Origin of the sequence: Yoonia sp. (genome assembly GCF_030731595.1) — a bacterium.
GTDB lineage: Bacteria > Pseudomonadota > Alphaproteobacteria > Rhodobacterales > Rhodobacteraceae > Yoonia.
In genome coordinates, this window is sequence record NZ_JANQTS010000069.1 from 14,634 (window position 1) to 32,218 (window position 17,585).

At 58.8% G+C, this 17,585-nt stretch carries 14 protein-coding genes; 8 read left to right on the forward strand and 6 right to left on the reverse strand.

Annotated features, from left to right (window positions below; all coding sequences use genetic code 11):
* The first annotated feature begins 12 nt into the window (after positions 1-12).
* Genes NWQ23_RS07510 through NWQ23_RS07520 form a run of 3 tightly spaced genes read left to right on the forward strand, consistent with a single transcriptional unit; the run spans position 13 to position 3,769 of the window.
* Positions 13-705, forward strand: a complete 693-nt coding sequence (locus NWQ23_RS07510) for an ABC transporter ATP-binding protein (RefSeq protein WP_306165646.1) — start codon at positions 13-15, stop codon at positions 703-705.
* Positions 702-3,218, forward strand: a complete 2,517-nt coding sequence (locus NWQ23_RS07515) for an ABC transporter permease (protein ID WP_306165647.1) — start codon at positions 702-704, stop codon at positions 3,216-3,218. Before NWQ23_RS07510 ends, NWQ23_RS07515 begins: the two co-directional genes overlap by 4 nt.
* Positions 3,215-3,769 carry a gamma-glutamylcyclotransferase gene (locus NWQ23_RS07520; protein ID WP_306165649.1) on the forward strand — a complete coding sequence of 185 codons (555 nt, stop codon included), beginning with the start codon at positions 3,215-3,217 and terminating at the stop codon, positions 3,767-3,769. Before NWQ23_RS07515 ends, NWQ23_RS07520 begins: the two co-directional genes overlap by 4 nt.
* Here NWQ23_RS07520 and NWQ23_RS07525 read toward each other — a convergent pair.
* Both NWQ23_RS07525 and gltX read right to left on the reverse strand, forming a co-directional pair.
* Entirely contained in the window at positions 3,740-5,077 is a 1,338-nt protein-coding gene (locus tag NWQ23_RS07525; RefSeq protein ID WP_306165671.1) for an MATE family efflux transporter, read from the reverse strand. The genes NWQ23_RS07520 and NWQ23_RS07525 overlap by 30 nt on opposite strands.
* Positions 5,078-5,142: 65 nt before the next feature.
* Positions 5,143-6,465 (reverse strand): glutamate--tRNA ligase, encoded by a 1,323-nt coding sequence (gene gltX, locus NWQ23_RS07530; protein ID WP_306165650.1) that lies wholly within the window; start codon positions 6,463-6,465, stop codon positions 5,143-5,145.
* Between the two features lie 140 nt (positions 6,466-6,605).
* Between gltX and NWQ23_RS07535 the strand changes: the two genes are divergently transcribed.
* The gene (locus tag NWQ23_RS07535; RefSeq protein WP_306165651.1) at positions 6,606-7,517 is read left to right on the forward strand and encodes an MBL fold metallo-hydrolase; all 912 of its coding nucleotides are present in this window, start codon (positions 6,606-6,608) and stop codon (positions 7,515-7,517) included.
* Between the two features lie 33 nt (positions 7,518-7,550).
* Here the strand turns inward: NWQ23_RS07535 and NWQ23_RS07540 are convergent, their stop codons facing one another.
* Positions 7,551-7,979, reverse strand: a complete 429-nt coding sequence (locus tag NWQ23_RS07540; protein ID WP_306165652.1) for a DUF1801 domain-containing protein — start codon at positions 7,977-7,979, stop codon at positions 7,551-7,553.
* Positions 7,980-8,128: 149 nt separating this feature from the next.
* Positions 8,129-9,790 (reverse strand): NAD+ synthase, encoded by a 1,662-nt coding sequence (locus NWQ23_RS07545; RefSeq protein WP_306165653.1) that lies wholly within the window; start codon positions 9,788-9,790, stop codon positions 8,129-8,131.
* 140 nt (positions 9,791-9,930) lie between these two features.
* On the opposite strand from NWQ23_RS07545, the gene NWQ23_RS07550 reads away from it, so the two are divergent.
* Complete coding sequence (locus NWQ23_RS07550; protein WP_372340115.1) at positions 9,931-11,343, forward strand: MORN repeat-containing protein; 1,413 nt, start codon at positions 9,931-9,933, stop codon at positions 11,341-11,343.
* An 81-nt stretch (positions 11,344-11,424) separates the two neighbouring features.
* On the opposite strand, the gene NWQ23_RS07555 is transcribed toward NWQ23_RS07550, so the two are convergent.
* Positions 11,425-12,939, reverse strand: coding sequence for a cryptochrome/photolyase family protein (locus NWQ23_RS07555; protein WP_372340116.1), 1,515 nt, complete (start codon positions 12,937-12,939; stop codon positions 11,425-11,427).
* Positions 12,936-13,598 carry an SDR family NAD(P)-dependent oxidoreductase gene (locus NWQ23_RS07560; protein WP_306165654.1) on the reverse strand — a complete coding sequence of 221 codons (663 nt, stop codon included), beginning with the start codon at positions 13,596-13,598 and terminating at the stop codon, positions 12,936-12,938. Before NWQ23_RS07560 ends, NWQ23_RS07555 begins: the two co-directional genes overlap by 4 nt.
* Before the next feature lie 63 nt (positions 13,599-13,661).
* Here NWQ23_RS07560 and NWQ23_RS07565 point away from each other — a divergent pair, with 63 nt between their 5' ends.
* The 3 genes from NWQ23_RS07565 to NWQ23_RS07575 all read left to right on the forward strand — a co-directional run bounded on the left by NWQ23_RS07565 (position 13,662) and on the right by NWQ23_RS07575 (position 17,582).
* Positions 13,662-14,423 carry a hypothetical protein gene (locus NWQ23_RS07565; RefSeq protein WP_306165655.1) on the forward strand — a complete coding sequence of 254 codons (762 nt, stop codon included), beginning with the start codon at positions 13,662-13,664 and terminating at the stop codon, positions 14,421-14,423.
* Between the two features lie 245 nt (positions 14,424-14,668).
* A complete protein-coding gene (locus tag NWQ23_RS07570; protein WP_306165656.1) occupies positions 14,669-16,228 on the forward strand; it encodes a 2-isopropylmalate synthase in 1,560 nt (519 codons plus the stop codon).
* Positions 16,229-16,544: 316 nt separating this feature from the next.
* On the forward strand, positions 16,545-17,582 hold the full coding sequence (locus NWQ23_RS07575) for a rod shape-determining protein (protein ID WP_306165657.1): 1,038 nt from the start codon (positions 16,545-16,547) through the stop codon (positions 17,580-17,582).
* The last annotated feature ends 3 nt before the right edge of the window (positions 17,583-17,585 follow it).

Below are 17,585 nucleotides of genomic sequence, written 5' to 3' on the forward strand. Positions count from 1 at the left end.
AAGGCCCTACCAATGACTGCCCCTGTCCTTACCATTTCGAACGTCAATCTGTCGCTTGATGGCAACGCAGGCCGCGTTGACATCCTGCACGACATCTCGCTCGAGGTCGCAGAGGGTGAGACATTGGGCCTTGTCGGGCCAAGTGGTTCGGGCAAGTCGTCGCTCCTTATGTTGATGGGCGGGCTGGAACAGGCGTCATCTGGCAAGATCATGGCGCTGGGCCAGGACCTTACCGCGATGAACGAAGACCAGCTTGCTCTCTTTCGTAGGGATAATATGGGGGTGGTGTTCCAATCTTTCCACCTGATCCCGACAATGACGGCGCTGGAAAATGTCGCAACCCCTTTGGAACTGGCTGGTGCCAAAGATGCCTTTGCCCGCGCAGAGGCGGAATTGAGGGCCGTGGGTCTTGGCGACCGGATCGACCATTACCCGAGCCAGATGTCTGGCGGCGAACAGCAGCGCGTGGCCCTTGCCCGCGCCTCTGCCCCCCGTCCGCGCATCTTGCTCGCCGATGAGCCCACAGGCAATCTGGATGAAACCAACGGGCAGGCCATCATTGATTTGCTCTTTGACCTACGCGACCGGCATGGTGCCACGTTGATCATGGTCACCCATTCGGCCGAACTGGCGAACCGCTGCAACCGCGTGGTGCGGCTGCGCGACGGGCGTATTGATCCCGCGATGGCAAAGGCCGCAGAATGAGCCTTGCCATTGCGTCCCGCTTTGCTGCGCGCGAATTGCGCGGCGGCTTGCGCGGTTTTCGCGTATTTCTGGCCTGTCTGGCGCTTGGTGTGGCGGCGATTGCCGCAGTCGGCACCGTGCGCGCAGGGATCGAGGCGGGACTCAAGCGCGATGGCGCGGCCCTTTTGGGTGGTGATGCCGAGGTGGAATTCACCTATCGCTTTGCCCGCGATGCAGAACTGGCCTGGCTTTTGTCTGTCTCGGATCAGGTCTCGGAAACCGTCGATTTCCGGTCCATGGTCGTTGTTGATCGGGGCGACGAGACCGAGCGCGGCTTGACCCAGATCCGCGCGGTCGATGACCTTTATCCCCTGATCGGCGCGGTGCAGTTGGACCCTGGCATCCCCCTGCCCGAAGCATTGGCCGACCAGGGTGGCGTGATGGAACGGGTTCTGGCCGACCGGCTGGCCCTGGTCCCCGGCGATCGCTTTCGCCTTGGCGAGCAGGAGTTTACCCTCCGCGCGATCCTTGATCGCTATCCCGACAATGCCGCCGGCGGCTTCGGCCTTGGACCGCGTACCATTGTCCTGACCGACGATCTTGCGGCTTCCGGTCTGCTTGCAGAGGGAACCCTGTTTTCGACGCAATACAGGCTTGATCTGCCCGATGGCACGGACCTTGAAGCGCTTGAACAAAGCGCCGAGACGCAGTTTCGCGACAGCGGTTTGCGCTGGCGTGACAGCAGGCGCGGGGCTGGCGGTGTCGAACAATTCGTGGACCGGATCGGCGCCTTTCTGATCCTAGTGGGTCTGTCCGGTCTGGCCGTTGGCGGCGTTGGCGTATCTGCCGCCGTCCGCGCCTATCTGGCGGGCAAGACCAGTGTGATTGCCACGCTCAAGACGCTTGGAGCGACCCGCAAGATCATTTTTCAAACCTATTTCATTCAAATCGGTGTGCTTACGCTGGCAGGCGTGCTGATCGGGTTGGTGATCGGTGCAGGTCTGCCCGTTCTTTTTGCACCGCTGATCGAAGCGCGCTTGCCGATCCCCGCAGTCTTTCAGATATATCCCGCCCCGCTTTTTGAGGCGGCGGTCTATGGATTGCTTGCCGCGCTGATATTCACCCTCTGGCCACTGGCCAAGACCGAGGATATCCGCGCTGCGACCTTGTTCCGTGACGCTTTCGCGGCATCCAGTGCGCTGCCTTCCAAGATCTATCTGGTGGCGATAGCAGCCCTTCTGGCGGCCTTGATTGGTGCGGCGATCCTGTTTTCCGGTACCGTCTTTTTGACTCTTTGGACCGCAGGCGGGATCGCGGCGGCATTGGGTATTCTGGTTCTTGCCGCCATGTTCATTCGCTGGATTGCACGCCGTTTTCGCAAACCCGCCCGCGGCCGGCCAGCCTTGCGGCTGGCCTTCGGGTCAATCGGTGCACGCGGGGGCGAGGCCACATCGGTCGTGCTGTCCTTGGGGCTTGGCCTGACCGTTCTGGCCGCTGTGGGCCAGATTGACGGCAACCTGCGAAATTCATTCTCGAACGATTTGCCCGCCGTCGCACCCAGCTATTTCTTCGTGGACATCCAGCCCGATCAGATCGACGGTTTCCGCGCGCGGCTTGATAGCGACGCGGCCGTCAGCCGCTATGACACCGCGCCGATGCTGCGCGGGATCATCACCCAGATCAACAACCGCCCCGCCGAAGAGGTCGCAGGCGGGCATTGGGTTGTACAGGGTGATCGCGGGATCACCTATGCAGATGCCCAACCCAGCGGGACCGAGATCACGGCGGGTGCATGGTGGCCCGTGGGTTACAGCGGCCCGCCCCAGATCAGCTTTGCGGCCGAAGAGGCCGAGGAGATGGGTCTGCAACTGGGCGACACCATGACGGTCAATGTGCTGGGCCGTGACATCACAGGCGAAATCACCAGCTTTCGCAATGTCAGTTGGGAGGATGCGGGCATCGGCTTTGTGCTGGCCATGAACCAAGGCGCCTTGGCGGGCGCGCCACATAGCTGGATTTCAACGGTCTATGCCGCGCAAAGCGCAGAGGCCGCGATCCTGCGGGATGTCGCGACGGCCTATCCCAATATCACCGCGATCCGCATCCGCGACGCCATCGATCAGGTGATCGAACTGGTCGGCGGGATTTCTGCGGCGACCCGCTATGGCGCGCTGATCACTCTTGTGACCGGTTTCCTTGTCCTGATTGGTGCGGCGGCAGCGGGCGAGCGGGCGCGTACCTTTGAATCTGCTGTTCTCAAGACACTTGGCGCGACCCGCAGCCGGATTCTCACCAGCTTTGCGCTGCGTGCGGCGATGCTGGGGCTGGCGGCCGGAATCGTTGCGCTGGGAGCAGGTATCTTGGGTGGTTGGGCCGTGTCGACCTTTATCATGGAGACCGACTATACGGTGATCTGGGCGAATGCTTTACTCATTATCGGTGGCGGTGTCCTCGCGTCTTTGCTGGCCGGACTGGCTTTTGCATGGCGTCCACTGTCGGCAAAACCTGCCCAAGTTCTGCGTGCACGCGAATGAGTGATCCAGCCTTCTTTGGCTATGGCAGCCTCGTGAATCTTGCCACGCATCAATACACTGACCCTCGGCCCGCGACACTGCGCGGGTGGCGGCGGGTGTGGCAACGCACCAGTCTGCGCAAGGTGGCCTATCTGTCTGTGCAGCCTGAGAAGGCAGGCATCTTGCTGGGTGTTGTGGCACAGGTTCCCGAGGCGGATTGGGCTGCTTTGGACTTGCGCGAGGCCGCATATCATCGCCATGACATTACCGATGATCTGATGCACGAAGGTCCCAAGGCACCGACGGCTGTGTATCAGGTCCGGCCCGAATATTGCGCCGCTGCAGATGACCAGCCCATCCTGCTCAGCTATCTTGATGTCGTCGTGCAGGGCTATCTGCAACTCTATGGAACGGCCGGCGTGGCGCATTTCTTTGAAACGACAGGTGGCTGGGACGCACGGGTTCTGGATGATCGCGCCGATCCGATTTATCCGCGTCATCAGCGCCTCAGCCCGATGGAACGCGACCTTGTGGATCAGCACCTAGCGGCGATGATGCAACAGGCTGAATAGTCGGGATTGGCGGGCAAAGGGATCGGCTTCGGCCTGTGCCTTGGTCTGGGCGGATAAGACGCGGCGGGTCAAAAGCAAAGCGACCAGCGCGAAAACCGCCCCACCCACATATTGCCCGATCAGAACACCCGGCGCGCCAAACCATGCAGCCCCCAGCAAGACAAAGGGGATGGTACCGAGCGTGTTGCGCCCCCAGTTCACAATGGTCGAATAGAACGGATGTCCCAGATTGTTGAAGGCAGCATTCGAGACAAAGATCACCCCGTTAAAGAAGAACATCAGCGACAAGGGGCCAGCAAAGAGAAACACAAGCGTCAGCGCCATGCCGTCGAGTTGGAACAGCATCTGGATCGCGGGACGTGCGGCAAAAAACAGGCCAGAGACAACCACGACCACGATGGCCGTGAACAACAAACCGTCACGGAAAGCGGCCCTCACGCGGTCGTTCAGACCTGCGCCCGCGTTCTGCCCGATGATCGGGCCAATTGCCCCCGAGAGCGCAAAGATGATGCCAAAGCCCACAGGGGTCATGCGGGCGATGATGGCCATGCCCGCCACGGCCTCTTCGCCAAATTCGGCCATTGATCGCGTGACATAGGCCTGCCCGATGGGTGTCGCCAATTGGGTCAGGATCGCGGGCACGGCAATGGCAAGGATCGGGCGGATATCAATCGACAGGCTGCTGACGGTCGGCCGGTCAAAACCGCCATAGTAGCGGATCAAGGGCACCAGCGCCGTACCTGCAATCACGATCCTTGCGCAGACACTCGCGATAGCGGCACCTGTCAGTTCAAGGTCCAGCCCGAAGATCAGAATCGGGTCCAGAACAGCATTGACCAGCCCGCCCCAGATCGTGGCCATCATCGCACGCCGCGCATCGCCATGCGCCCGCAGGATCGCACCGCCAATCATGCCGATCATCAAGAAGGGCAAAGACGGGACAATGATCGACAGGTAATGCACCGCAAGGTCCAGCGTTTCACCCGTTGCCCCGATCAGCCCTGCCAGAAATGCCAGATTGAACCAGACCGTTGCTGCGAAAATCGCCCCGAAGATCACCCCGTAGATCAGGGAATTCGTGGCACGGCGCCGCGCCTCTTCGGCTTGTCCGGCACCCAAAGCACGGGCCACAAGCGCGCCTGCTGCAATCGCCATACCGATCCCGAAAGAGGTGGTGAAAAACAGGATCGCGCCAGCATAGCCGACAGCCGCGGCCAATTCAGCTTTGCCCAGCATCGAGATGAAGATCATGTCGACGAAATCGACCAGAAACACCGCCATCAGACCGACCGAGGCTGTCAGCGACATGACCGAGATATGGCGGAACAGGTTGCCTTGGGTGAACTTTGCCTGTGCCTGTGCCTCTGCCACTATCAGTCCACCGTCGGGCGGGTCTGCAACAGCGGCATCACATCGGCCATTTCAGGGCCACGCTCGCGCCCTGTCACGGCCTTGCGCAGCGGCATGAACAGCCCTTTGCCCTTGCGTCCCGTCGCCTCTTTGACGGCGTTGGTCCAGTTGGACCACGTGTCTGCATCATAGGGCAAGGGCGGCAGCATCTCGAAAGCTTGCGCCACGAAATCGCGGTCTTCATCTGCGATCAGCGGGGTCGCCCCGTCGCGGAATTGCACCCACCATGCCGCGACTTCGTCAAGGCTGTTGATATTGTCGCGCACCACGTTCCAGAAAGGGGCGGCCAGATCATCAGGTACGCCCGCCGATGTCAGGACATCGGCCACGTCGCCCGCACTCAGTGTCGCCAGATGGCGCGCAGTTAACGGGATGAGGTCGTCGGCGTCGAATTTCGTGGGCGCAGAGCCGAATTTGGACAGATCGAACCCAGCGACCACTTCGGCGATATTGGCGCGCAACTCGACCGGATCGGCGGACCCCAAACGCGCCATGAGCGACAGGATCGCTTCGGGGGCGATACCATTTTTGCGCAGGTCGCGCAGGGCAAGCGTGCCCAAACGCTTGGAGAGGGCCTCGCCTTGCGGTCCCGTCAGAAGCGAGTGATGCGCAAAGCGTGGCACGGTGCCGCCCAGCGCTTCGATCATCTGGATCTGCGTCGCCGTGTTGGTGACATGGTCCGACCCGCGCACCACATCCGTGATCCCCATTTCCGTGTCATCCACGACCGAAGCCAGCGTATAGAGGATTTGCCCGTCGTTCTTGATCAGCACCGGATCACTGACCGATGCGGCATCAATGGAAATATCACCGATGATCCCGTCCACCCATTCGATCCGTTTGTGATCAAGCAAGAAACGCCAGTGCGAGCCGCGTTCGGCACGCAGCCTGTCCTTGTCTTCGTCCGAGAGCGCCAGAGCGGCCCGGTCATAGACGGGCGGCTTGCCCATATTGAGCTGCTTTTTGCGCTTGAGGTCCAGTTCTGTCGGTGTCTCGAAACACTCGTAGAGCCGCCCCATGTCGATCAGGCGCTGCTTGGCGGCCAGATAGTTTTCCATCCGCGCTGACTGATGTTCAAGCCGGTCCCATGTGATTCCAAGCCAGGTCAGGTCTTCCTTGACGCCCGCAACGTACTCATCCTTGGACCGCTCCGGATCGGTGTCATCAATCCGCAGGATGAATGTGCCGCCGTTCTGCCGCGCAATCGCATAGTTGAACAAGGCAGCCCGCAGGTTGCCGATATGCAGCCAGCCGGTGGGTGATGGGGCGAATCTTGTGGTGGTCATGCGCGTGTCTCCTGTTGGGGGACGCTTTGTCATGTTGGATAGCTTTTGTCCATGCGGTGGGCGGCGTTCACAAAGGCGTGGGTTGCCTGAGATACCTCAAGAACTAGTTTGAGGTTACAGCAATCCTAAAGGGGCATCTCATGAACATCTCTCGCCGTCAGGCTTTACTTTCCGGAGCCGCGCTTCCGCTGGCTGCCGCCATTCCTTCTGTCGCTCAGGCTGCTGGTCATGCCGCCGCTGGCCCGACACATAGCACCTTCACTTTGGGCGAGTTTCAGGTGTCAACCTTGCTTGCCGCCACCCGTCGCGTCGAAAATCCACACGAGATTTTCGGACTGAACGTCGATGACGCCACTTTTGAGGACGTCAGCACGCAAAACTTCATTCCAACCGATGCGTCTCAATTCTTCTTTACACCAACTGTTCTGAACACCGGATCAGAGGTTATCTTGTTTGATACCGGCACCAATGCCGCCGGGATCGTTTCAGCGCTGAACGGCGCAGGCTACACGCCCGAGCAAGTAACGCATGTCGTCATCACCCATATGCACGGCGACCACATCGGCGGTCTGACCGACGACAATGGGGCCGAGACATTTACGAATGCGGCCTATGTCACCGGTCAGGCCGAGTTCGACCATTGGGCTGGCGCTGAGAACGAAGGCTTTGAAGCCAAGGTGCGCCCGTTGGCCGAAAAATTTACTTTCCTTGGTGATGGCGGTGCGGTGCGCGGTGGTGTGACTGCCATGGCAGCCTTTGGCCATACACCCGGCCACATGGGTTATATGCTGGAGAGCGGTGGCAAGCAGTTGTTCCTGATGGCGGATACAGCCAATCACTATGTCTGGTCGGTCGCATATCCTGACTGGGAAGTCCGCTTTGACATGGACAAGGCTGCGGCAGCTGCAACCCGTCGCCGTGTGATGGGGATGGCAGCGGCGGACCGCATTCCACTGGTCGGCTATCACATGCCGTTCCCCGGTCTGGGCTTTATCGACACGCGCGGTGACGACGGATTCCACTTCGTTCCGCACAGCTATCAGCTGCTTTAACACCGTTGCGCCGTCTGTGCTTGCAGGCGGCGCTCAGCCGGGGCTGACGGTCCATCGCTTTGACAGATCGTCAAGCCCGGCCAAGATCAACTCTTCCAGAACCTTCAGGTCTACATCAGCCAAAGTGTTGATATAAAGACAGGACCGGCCGATCTTGTGCTTGCCCAACCGCGAAAGGATGGGCCCAAAGTCAGCATACCCCGGCATGATATAGATGGAGAGGTTACTCTTGCGCGGGCTGAACCCTGTTGCCAAGAATTCGCCGCTCCGTCCGCTCTTGTAGGTATAGCTATACCTTCCATAGCCAATGATGCTTGGGCCCCACATTTGTGGCTGCCAACCTGTTACTTTGCGAAAAAGTGCATCAAGCGTCCGTGCATCTTTCGCGCGTGTGGGATGCGGAACTGCGGCAACGAATGCCTGTACATCTTGCGCGGTCACTTTGGTTTTGTTCTCTGCCATGCGCTAAACTAGCAGATTTTGTCTTGTTCTCAAAGGGGTTGCCAGGCCGAACCTCCGTGGTGGTCGCCAAAGCAACATTAAACACGATCATCGCATAAGCCGGATATTTACCGGTTCTTTCCATCTGGTCGCGATGGGAGAGATAACAGCTAGCTTTCATCTCTCCACCGGTTCACGATCGGATAGCGCCGATCCAGCCAGAAGGCACGGTCTGAAAGGCGCGGACCGGGGGCCGCCTGAAAACGTTTGTACTCGCTGATGTAGATCAGATGCTCGACCCGTTTGACGGTCTCGCGATCATATCCAGCGGCGATACAATCCGCGACAGAGGCGTCCTGATCGACCAGCATCGTGAGAATCCCGTCGAGGATCTCGTAGGGTGGCAGGCTGTCTTCATCCTTCTGGTCGGGGCGCAATTCAGCCGAGGGTGGCTTGTCGATGATTGCGACGGGGATCACCTCGCCCGCTGGACCTTTCATCCAATCGCGGTGGTTGGCATTGCGCCAGCGCGCGGCGTCAAAAACCCGCGTCTTGTACATATCCTTGATCGGGTTATAGCCCCCCGCCATGTCGCCATAGATCGTGGCATAGCCAACCGCGACCTCTGATTTATTGCCTGTGGTCAGCAGCATTTCCCCGAATTTGTTGGATTGCGCCATCAGCAATAGGCCACGAATGCGCGACTGGATGTTCTCTTCGGTCAGGTCGGGAGCAAGTCCCACAAACAGGGGCGACAGCGCATCGGTCACCGCAGCCCGCGTACCGGCAATGCTGATCGTGTCATAGGTGCAGCCCAATGCGGTGGCAGCCGCCGCCGCATCATCCAAGGACGCCTGCGAGGTATATTCCGATGGCAACATGACGCAGCGGACGTTTGCCGGGCCCAAGGCATCAACGGCGATTGCGGCGACGATCGCACTGTCGATCCCGCCGGACAGTCCCAGCAGGACCTTTTTAAAGCCGGTCTTGCGCATATAGTCGCGCAAGGCTTCCACCATGACGCGGTAGTCCTGCTCCATCGAGTCGGGCAAGCTGGCCTTTGGTCCGTCCAGCGCCTCCCAACCGTTTTCTGTCAGGGCAAAGTCGACATGGGCGATTGCTGTTTCCAGCAAGGGCAATTGTACAGCAAGCCGACCGCCACGGTTCAGCACAAAGGACCCACCGTCGAACATCTGGTCATCCTGGCCGCCCATCATGTTCAGATAGACCAAAGGTACATCGTTTTCGATCACCCGCGCGACCATCTTGTTCATGCGGATCGCAAACTTGTCACGGAAATAAGGAGAGCCGTTGGGCACCACCAGAATCTCTGCCCCGCTTTCGACCATGGCCTCGCAAACATCCGGATACCATGCATCTTCGCAGATCGGATGGCCGATGCGGGGGCCATCGGCCAGCGCGTAAGGGCCGGCGATATCGGCGCTCTTGAACAGGCGGACCTCGTCAAAGACATTGAAGTTGGGCAGAAAGTGTTTTTTGGCAGTCGCCACAATCGCGCCGCCGCGCAGGGTGAAATAGGCGTTATAAAGTCGCCCTTTTTCGAACAGCGGGCCGCCGATGGACAAGGCGGGACCGTCTGCACAATCACGCGCAAGCGCCGCAAGATGATCCATCGCGTCAGCGACAAATGCGGGTTTGGCAATCAGATCCTGCGTTTGATATCCGACCAAGAACATCTCGGGCAGGGCCACCAGATCCGCACCCGCAGCCTTGGCTTCGGCCCATGCTGCGCGCGCTTGGTCAGCGTTTCCTTGAAGGTCACCAACTGTCGGGTTCAGCTGCGCCATCGTCAAACGAAATGGTTTTGTCATAGTTTTGTCCCAATGCCTTGCCATGCATGTAGCAGAAAGACGCGCGGGGGAAAGCCGTTTGCAGCACTGTGCTGTTAGCCGTTGTCAGGTGACATCTCCTCCCATAAGCTGCGTTAACGATGAAGCGATCGGAGAGACGGATGACAATGTTTGGGTTCCCTAAAGGCGCGGCAATCGCTGTATTTGCGGTAGGAATCGCGACCGCTGCCTATGCGCAAGATGTTCAGACCAAGCAATATGACGACGGCGGGATCTACGAGGGAACCTTCGTTGACGGCAAGCAGGATGGCATCGGAACCTACCGATTGCCCAACGGTTACGAGTATACGGGCCAATGGGTCGCAGGCGAAATCCGCGGTCAGGGGATCGCGCGTTTCCCGAACGGGTCCATCTATGAAGGGGCGTTCGTGGCGGGCAAGCCAGAAGGTCAGGGCAAGATCACATTTGCAGACGGCGGCACATTCGAAGGCGACTGGGTCGACGGCAATATCACCGGCCAAGGTGTGGCCCGCTATGCCAATGGCGTGGTCTACGAGGGCGAATTCCGCAACGCGATGCACAATGGCATCGGGACCATGACAAGCCCCGGCGGCTATGTTTACGACGGCGCTTGGGTCAATGGCGAAAAAGAAGGCCAAGGAACGATTACATACCCTGATGGTGCCGTCTATACCGGCACGCTGAAGGCGGGAGAGCGCGATGGTACCGGCACGCTGACGATGGCAGACGGCCTTGTCTATAGTGGCGCTTGGGTCGATGGCCAAATCCAAGGCATTGGTGTTCTGACGCAGCCGAATGGCGATGTTTACGAAGGGACCCTTGTGAATGGCCGCCGCGAAGGTGAAGGTTCGGTCGTCTATGCCAATGGCGATACCTATGAGGGCACATTCCTGAATGACCGTCGACATGGCACCGGCACATTTCGCGGTACTGATGGCTATCTTTATGTTGGTGAATGGGTAGAAGGCCAGATCCAAGGCCAAGGTGAAGTCACCTATCCGGATGGATCTGTCTATGTGGGCAGTTTCATGAACGACCTGGCCGATGGGAACGGCAAGATCACGTATCCCGACGGTTCAACCTATGAAGGCGCTTGGCAAGCCGGTGTGATCAACGGCATCGGTGTTGCCACCTATGTCAACGGTCTGGTCTATGAAGGAGAGTTCCTTAACGCCAAGAACCACGGCCAAGGTAAAATGATTTACGCTGACGGCTATGTCTATGAAGGCCAGTGGGCCGAGGGGCAGCGCAATGGACTTGGGCGCGCTGTCTATGCAGACGGTACTGTCTATGTGGGCGAGTTCCTCAATGGTCAACGCAATGGCAAGGGCGAAATCACCCTACCGGATGGGTTCACCTATGTGGGCGACTGGCAGGACGGGGAGATCAGCGGGATCGGTATTGCCACTTACTCCAATGGTGACGTCTACGAGGGCGGCTTTGTCCGTGGACGCCGTCAGGGCGAAGGCACGATGCGCTATGCGACCGGACAAGAAAGCGTTGGGACATGGTCTGACGGCGCTTTGGTATCGGAAACAACCGCCAACCAATAAGTCGGCTTAAACGCTCAAGGAAAAAGGGCTGATCCCGGATCGGCCCATTTCTTTGCGCGCACCAAATCTTGTCGTCCCGTGCTAGACCTCATGGCCCGTATCCAATCGCAAGAGCCACGCCTCTGCCTGATCCAGCACTGTTTGCCGTCTATCTTCATCCATGCGGTCCCAGACGCGATACATATTGCCCATACGGGGATTGCCTTTGAACCGTTCTCTGTGCCGATCCAGAAAATGCCAGTAGAGCAAATTGAACGGGCAGGCTTCCGGCCCGGTTTTGTCCTGCACACGGTAAGCGCATGATCCGCAATAGTCGGACATCTTGTGAATATAGTTGCCAGAAGAAATATAGGGCTTTGACGCGATGATCCCGTCATCGGCAAACTGGCTCATACCGATCACATTGGGTGCCTCGACCCATTCATAAGCATCGGCATAGACCGCCAGATACCATTGATGGACCTGCGCGGGATCAATCCCGGCCAGCAGCGCAAAGTTTCCCGTGACCATCAAGCGCTGGATATGGTGGGCGTAAGCCTCCTCGCGGGTTTGCGCGACCGTCTTGGCCATGCAGTTCATCTTGGTTTCGCTGCCCCAATACAGCGCGGGGAGATTGCGCGTATGGCCCAGCGCATTGCGGGTCACATAGTCGGGGCCCTCACGGAAATAGATCCCGCGCATGTATTCCCGCCAGCCGATAATTTGACGGATGAAGCCTTCGACCGCGTTCAAAGGCGCAAGCCCTGCGCGATAGGCCGCTTCTACCTGTTGGCAGACATCGAGCGGGTCGAGCAGGCCCGCATTCAGGTAAAAACTGATCAGAGAATGATACAGAAACCTGTTGTCGTTCAGCATCGCATCCTGGAAGTCACCAAACTTTGGCAGGCCGCCCTCGATCCAATGGGTCAACTGTTGCTGTGCTTGCGCGGCATCGGTCGCGAACCAGAAGGGCCTCAATGCGCCAAAGTTCCCGCCAAAACGCGCCTCTACCAGATCAAGCACGGCCTCGTCGGGGGCAAACCGCAAAGGGCCAGCAAAATCGACCTGATCAGGTGCGGCTTTGCGATTGTCGTGGTCATAGTTCCACTTGCCGCCCTCGGGCTGGTCCCCATCCATCAAAAGCCCTGTCTTGCGACGCATCTCGCGGTAGAAGTATTCCATGCGCAACTGCTTGCGGCCTTCGGCCCAAGCGTCGAAATCCGCATGCGAGGCGATAAAGCGGCTGTCCGGCAGACAATGCGACTTTAGCGGCATGTCCCCGAGTGCCGCGATCAAACGCCACTCTCCGGGTTCGGTATAGACGACACCTGCGGCGGCCACCTCAGACGCCCGCCGGATCAATTCGCCCGTGATTGAACCCGTATTGTCCGGGTCATCCAATCTCGTATAGGCCACTTGCCAGCCATCGGCGCGCAACTGGTTGGCGAATTTGCGCATCGCCATAAAGGTAAAGGCGATCTTCTTGGGGTGATGCGGGACATATGTGGCCTCTCCCATCACCTCTGCCATGACCACAAGATCATGGGCCTTATCCGTCTTGGACAGGGCCGACAAAGCGGGCGACAGCTGATCACCCAGAACCAGAACCAATCTCACCAGACGATCTCCCGCCCGGCATAGTCATAAAATCCGCCGGTTTGGGCAGGGGTCAGCTTGGCGATGACATCAAGCAAATTCGCGGCGGCCTCATCCGCAGGCACCGTCTTGTGACGACCGGCATAGTCGGCGGTAAAGGGCGTCTCGACCGTCCCGGGGTGCAAGGACACGCAGATCGACTGCTTGTGCGAGCGGGACAATTCAATCGCCGCCCCATGCACGATCTGGTTCAGCGCGGCCTTGGAAGCGCGATAGGAATACCAGCCGCCAATATGGTTATCACCAATCGAGCCGACCCGCGCCGACAGGATCGCCACGACGCCGCGCCCGTCTTTGGGCAAAAGCCGTGGCATATGCCGCAAGATCAACGCCGGACCAATCGTATTGACGGCAAAGACCTGTGCCATGTGACCTTGTCCGATCGCGCCAAGGTTCTTTTCAGGCGCCGTACCAAGTGGAGCAAGAACACCGACAGCCACAAAGACAAGGTCGAAAGGGCCAGACTGAGCGTTCAAGTGCTTTTCAACAGAAGTCGCTTTGCCGACGTCGAACCCATCGATAGACCGTGAGAGTCCGGTCACGTCCCATCCATTTTTCTGCAAGCGCTGAAAAACGGCTGACCCGACCCCGCCACTCGCCCCGATTACCAATGCGCGCATATGAACTCTCCTTTGACTTCTCGGGACCTAGCGCCACCTCTTCAAGGAACAAGGAGGATGACAATGCGCCTGCCCCTCATGATCCTGAGTGTTCTGGCCGCGCCTGCGGCGGCGCTGGAGCTGACCTATCAAACCAGCTATAGCCTGAACCGCCCGGCAAGTCTGGACTATGATCCGACCTTTTGCGGGCTCTGGATCGCCAATGAAGGGCCGGAGGTGATCCTTGTGACCCTGCAAGGGGATGAGTTGCGGCGCTTTGCCAGCGACCTGACACGGATCAAGGCGGTTACAGTTGAAGGGGACCACCTGCTTGTTGCTGACGGGCTTGGCGGGTTTCAACGCCTGACAAAGAACGGCGAGGCACTGGCCGAACCGTTCCGGTCCGGGATGGGATGGGCCGATACCGAAGGTCTGACCATTGCCGAAGACGGCGCAATCATCATGGTCGAAGACGACCCCGAACGCATGACATGGCTGAACCCTGACGGGACGATCCAGCGGCAGATCAGTACACTCTCACTAGACCCACCCCTGACCGAAGCCCAAGGGATCGCCCGAGACCCGCGGACGGGGTATTTATTGATTGTGGATGATCGGGAAGGCACCAACAGCTTATATGAATTCACTGCCGAAGGGGTCTTGCTTGGCACAACATCCTTGTTGCCTTACGGGCGCGACCCTGAAGGGATCGCCATTCGACCCGGCTCTGGTCAGGTGTTCATTGCCTTCGACGAAGGCGCGGAAATTGCATCGTTTGACTATCAACCTACCCTGCCCGCAGGCAGCGCGCCGCTCCCTCCCGGACCGGATTGCCTGATGTTCTAAGAACTGCACGCATCGTCGCCTTGCCCAAAATACTCCCCCGCCAAGCGCTTTAGAGTCTTTTCAACCGGCGAAACATTTGTATAGTCCGCCCCATGATGACCCGCGCACATATCCCCAGCACCGCCCGTTCCGGGCTGCTTTCGCGCGACATCCTACTCCTTAGCTGCCTCTGAGCGTGCCTGTCGGCGCGACCGCTCAGAGGGTGACAGCGCCAAGACATTGCTAAGGACCAAAGGAATTCAAAAATGACCAAATCGAACCAAGTGTTGATCTTCGACACCACCTTGCGCGACGGCGAACAGTCACCGGGCGCAACCATGACCCACGATGAAAAGCTGGAAATCGCAGAGTTGCTGGATGATATGGGCGTCGATATCATCGAGGCGGGCTTTCCCATTGCCTCCGAAGGCGATTTCAACGCGGTTTCCGAGATCGCCAAACGCGCCAAGACAGCGACGATCTGCGGGCTGGCACGCGCCAACTACAAAGATATCGACCGCTGCTGGGAGGCTGTGAAGCACGCGAAATCCCCGCGCATCCATACCTTTATCGGGACCTCGCCGCTGCACCGCGCTATTCCCAATCTGGACATGGACCAGATGGCGGAACGTATCCACGACACTGTCACCCATGCGCGCAACCTGTGTGACAATGTGCAATGGTCCCCGATGGATGCGACACGGACCGAATGGGATTACCTGTGCCGCACGGTCGAGATTGCGATCAAGGCAGGGGCAACCACGATCAACATTCCCGATACTGTGGGTTATACCGCACCCGTCGAAAGCGCCGATCTGATCCGCCGCCTGATCGACACGGTGCCGGGTGCGGACAACGTGATCTTTGCGACCCACTGCCACAACGACCTTGGCATGGCGACGGCGAATTCGCTGGCAGCCGTCGCGGGCGGTGCGCGCCAGATCGAATGCACGATCAACGGCTTGGGCGAACGGGCGGGCAATACCGCACTCGAAGAGGTCGTGATGGCGCTCAAGGTCCGTCACGATATCATGCCCTACACGACCCGGATCGACACCCGCAAGATCATGAACATCTCGCGCCGTGTGGCGACCGTGTCGGGCTTTGCGGTGCAGTTCAACAAAGCCATCGTGGGCAAGAACGCCTTTGCCCACGAAAGCGGAATCCATCAGGACGGCATGCTCAAGAACCGCGAGACTTTCGAGGTCATGAAGCCTGAAGATGTGGGTTTGTCCGGTACCTCCCTGCCCTTGGGCAAACACTCTGGTCGCGCGGCGCTGCGGGCAAAGCTGGGAGAGATGGGTTTCGATCTGGCGGACAACCAGCTGAACGATGTCTTCGTGCGTTTCAAGGATCTGGCTGACCGCAAAAAGGAAGTCTTTGACGATGACCTGATGGCGCTAGTCTACCAAAACGACAGTGGCGATGACCGGTTGAAGCTGAAATCCTTGCGGGTCGTTTGCGGCACCACCGGCCCCCAAACGGCCGATATGGTGATGGAAGTTGACGGTGCCGATGTTGAAACATCGGCCACAGGTGATGGCCCGGTCGATGCCACGTTCAACGCTGTCAAGGCGATCTTTCCGCACGGTGCACGCTTGCAGCTTTATCAGGTGAGCGCCGTGACAGAAGGCACCGATGCGCAAGCCACCGTGTCGGTCCGCATGGAAGAGGAAGGGCGCATCGCGACCGGTCAATCGGCAGACACCGATACGGTCGTGGCTAGTGCCAAAGCCTATATCAATGCGCTCAATCGCCTGCTGGTGCGGCGGGAACAGTCCGAGCCCGGCTATGATGTCAAAGGGGTCAGCTACAAGGACATTTGAAGCATTGTTTCCGACTCAAACCATCGCGGGCAGTCCATTTGTAGGGGCTGCCCGTTTTCGTGAAATCGTGGCCGGACATGCGCACAAACAGACCCAGACACATCTGATCAGATCGCCAAGATCGCAAAAGTGACATTTATCTGCCCAACTCTACCGGATTTTCTATCACAATAGTTGAAAAATCATAAGCAGCAGTTTGCCGCCGTATTGCTCGAATGAAGGGCTTCTATCCCCTCTCTGACCGCCTTATAAGCGTTTAGGGCAGGCATGGAACATCCAGCGCTGTCAAAACATTTGAATTTGGGAAGACGAACGCATGGCAGGCTTCGGTGGGTTATTTTCTTCGGATATGGCGATTGATTTGGGCACGGCAAATACGCTGGTCTATGTCAAAGGTCGGGGCATTGTTTTGTCTGAACCTTCGGTGGTTGCCTACCACATCAAGGATGGCGTCAAGAAGGTATTGGCGGTTGGCGAAGACGCCAAGCTGATGCTGGGCCGGACCCCCGGCAGCATCGAGGCGATCCGCCCGATGCGCGATGGCGTCATCGCTGACTTTGACACTGCGGAAGAGATGATCAAACACTTCATCCGCAAGGTGCACCGCCGGTCTACATTTTCGAAACCCAAGATCATCGTCTGCGTCCCGCATGGGGCGACCCCTGTTGAAAAGCGGGCGATCCGCCAATCGGTTCTTTCTGCTGGCGCACGTCGCGCGGGCCTGATTGCTGAACCCATTGCAGCGGCCATTGGCGCGGGCATGCCGATCACTGATCCTACCGGCAACATGGTTGTCGACATCGGAGGCGGGACGACCGAGGTCGCGGTTCTGTCGCTGGGCGATATCGTCTACGCGCGCTCTGTCCGCGTCGGTGGTGACCGCATGGATGAGGCGATCATCAACTACCTGCGCCGCCAGCATAACCTGCTTATCGGTGAAAGCACCGCCGAGCGGATCAAGACCTCTATCGGTACTGCGCGCATGCCAGATGACGGACGCGGGCAGACCATGCATATCCGTGGTCGCGACCTGTTGAACGGCGTCCCCAAGGAAACCGAAATCACCCAAGCCCAAGTCGCCGAAGCCCTTGCCGAACCGGTGCAGCAAATCTGCGAAGCCGTGATGACGGCGCTGGAAGCCACGCCGCCTGACCTTGCAGCCGACATTGTCGACCGTGGTGTCATGCTCACCGGTGGTGGTGCATTGCTGGGTCAGCTTGATCTGGCGCTGCGTGAACAGACCGGCCTTGCGATTTCGGTGGCTGACGAGTCACTCAATTGTGTGGCCTTGGGCACAGGTCGCGCACTGGAATATGAAAAACAACTGCGGCATGTGATAGACTACGACAGCTAAGAC

Bases quoted from the DNA above. Each gene is read 5' to 3' on its own strand.
- NWQ23_RS07510 (WP_306165646.1), top strand. From the start codon at position 13: ATGACTGCCCCTGTCCTTACCATTTCGAACGTCAATCTGTCGCTTGAT.
- NWQ23_RS07515 (WP_306165647.1), top strand. From the start codon at position 702: ATGAGCCTTGCCATTGCGTCCCGCTTTGCTGCGCGCGAATTGCGCGGC.
- NWQ23_RS07520 (WP_306165649.1), top strand. From the start codon at position 3,215: ATGAGTGATCCAGCCTTCTTTGGCTATGGCAGCCTCGTGAATCTTGCC.
- NWQ23_RS07525 (WP_306165671.1), bottom strand. From the start codon at position 5,077: ATGTCGCTGACAGCCTCGGTCGGTCTGATGGCGGTGTTTCTGGTCGAT.
- gltX (WP_306165650.1), bottom strand. From the start codon at position 6,465: ATGACCACCACAAGATTCGCCCCATCACCCACCGGCTGGCTGCATATC.
- NWQ23_RS07535 (WP_306165651.1), top strand. From the start codon at position 6,606: ATGAACATCTCTCGCCGTCAGGCTTTACTTTCCGGAGCCGCGCTTCCG.
- NWQ23_RS07540 (WP_306165652.1), bottom strand. From the start codon at position 7,979: ATGGCAGAGAACAAAACCAAAGTGACCGCGCAAGATGTACAGGCATTC.
- NWQ23_RS07545 (WP_306165653.1), bottom strand. From the start codon at position 9,790: ATGACAAAACCATTTCGTTTGACGATGGCGCAGCTGAACCCGACAGTT.
- NWQ23_RS07550 (WP_372340115.1), top strand. From the start codon at position 9,931: ATGACAATGTTTGGGTTCCCTAAAGGCGCGGCAATCGCTGTATTTGCG.
- NWQ23_RS07560 (WP_306165654.1), bottom strand. From the start codon at position 13,598: ATGCGCGCATTGGTAATCGGGGCGAGTGGCGGGGTCGGGTCAGCCGTT.
- NWQ23_RS07565 (WP_306165655.1), top strand. From the start codon at position 13,662: ATGCGCCTGCCCCTCATGATCCTGAGTGTTCTGGCCGCGCCTGCGGCG.
- NWQ23_RS07570 (WP_306165656.1), top strand. From the start codon at position 14,669: ATGACCAAATCGAACCAAGTGTTGATCTTCGACACCACCTTGCGCGAC.
- NWQ23_RS07575 (WP_306165657.1), top strand. From the start codon at position 16,545: ATGGCAGGCTTCGGTGGGTTATTTTCTTCGGATATGGCGATTGATTTG.